Genomic DNA, 1371 nt, shown 5'->3' on the forward strand with positions numbered 1-1371 from the left:
AAGTATGACTAAAGCAATCTATAAGTATAATACGTTACTATTCGACACACATTATAAATATATGGGGATAAACTTGTCAAACACTACTTTGATACTTCTAGGAGCAGGCAGTTCCTCTAGATTTAAGACTAAGATGAAAAAGCAATGGATCTATACTGAGGATACCCCTTTATGGTTACACGTTGTTGAACATTTTGAAAAAAGTGCCAGCTTTGATAAAATCATTATTGTATCAACAAAAAATGAGATAAATCTTATGAAAAATTTTGCTTCCTATACTTACATAGAAGGTGGAAACAGCAGACAAGTATCACTCACTAATGCACTTCAGAAAGTAACTTCAGAATATGTTCTTGTTAGTGATATTGCTAGATGCTGTGTCCCCTCAGATATGATTCAACGTATCATGGGTGCTAAAGAAGAAGGGGCTTGTATCGTTCCTGTACTCCCTATGGTAGATACGCTCTATCTTGAAAATTCTCCCATAGACAGAGACAAAGTAAAGATTATTCAAACGCCTCAACTTTCTGTTACAAAAATGCTCAAAAAAGCACTCGAGACTGAAACGATATTTACAGATGACAGTTCTGCTATTGCCTCTTTGGGAGAAAAGGTACATTTTGTAGAGGGGTCTGCGGATGCACATAAACTCACAACCATTGATGATCTGAAAAAACTCTCTTGTATTAAAGCACCTTCATCCATAACACTCACTGGTTTTGGTATAGATATACATTCTTTTGAAAAAAACAAAGAAATGTTTTTATGCGGTGTAAGGATAGATGCAGACTATGGTTTTAAAGCACACAGTGATGGAGATGTTGCCATTCATGCCCTTATAGATGCACTTTTAGGTGCTGCGGGCATGGGTGATATCGGCGAACATTATCCTGATACGGAGGAATCCTATGCAGGTGCAGACTCCAAAGATTTGCTTCAAGATACAGTAAACAAGATCGAATCTTTTGGATATAGCATAAGCAATGTAGATCTTACTATCATGACGGAAGCACCCAAACTCTTACCTTATAAAGAGTCTATGAGATCGACACTTGCATCGATTCTTGGTATCAGAAAAAACTTTGTGAATATTAAAGCTACAACGGCTGAAAAACTTGGCTTTGTAGGACGAAAAGAAGGTGTGACCGTTCACGCCGTAGCAAACTTAACTTATTTGAATTGGAAGAACATATGAAAATCATCATTGTAGAAAATGAACTCTATTTGGCACAAAGTATCGCCTCTAAACTAAATGAAAATGGCTATGAAACAGAAATATTCAGTTCTATTAAAGAAGCGATGAACAGTCAAGGTGATGTTTACTTGCTTTCGACAAACTTGCCGGGACAGAATACTTCACCACTTATCAAA

At 36.6% G+C, this 1371-nt stretch carries 1 protein-coding gene and 1 pseudogene; both read left to right on the forward strand.

Annotated elements, in window-relative coordinates; genetic code table 11:
* Nucleotides 1-73 precede the first annotated feature (73 nt).
* On the forward strand, nucleotides 74-1195 hold the full coding sequence (locus ABZC96_RS09945; protein WP_373030840.1) for a bifunctional 2-C-methyl-D-erythritol 4-phosphate cytidylyltransferase/2-C-methyl-D-erythritol 2,4-cyclodiphosphate synthase: 1122 nt from the start codon (nucleotides 74-76) through the stop codon (nucleotides 1193-1195).
* A pseudogene (locus ABZC96_RS09950) lies at nucleotides 1192-1371 on the forward strand (hypothetical protein); the annotation flags it as partial. The gene ABZC96_RS09945 and the pseudogene ABZC96_RS09950, both read left to right, overlap by 4 nt.

It is taken from the genome of Sulfurovum sp., assembly GCF_041551015.1.
GTDB lineage: Bacteria > Campylobacterota > Campylobacteria > Campylobacterales > Sulfurovaceae > Sulfurovum.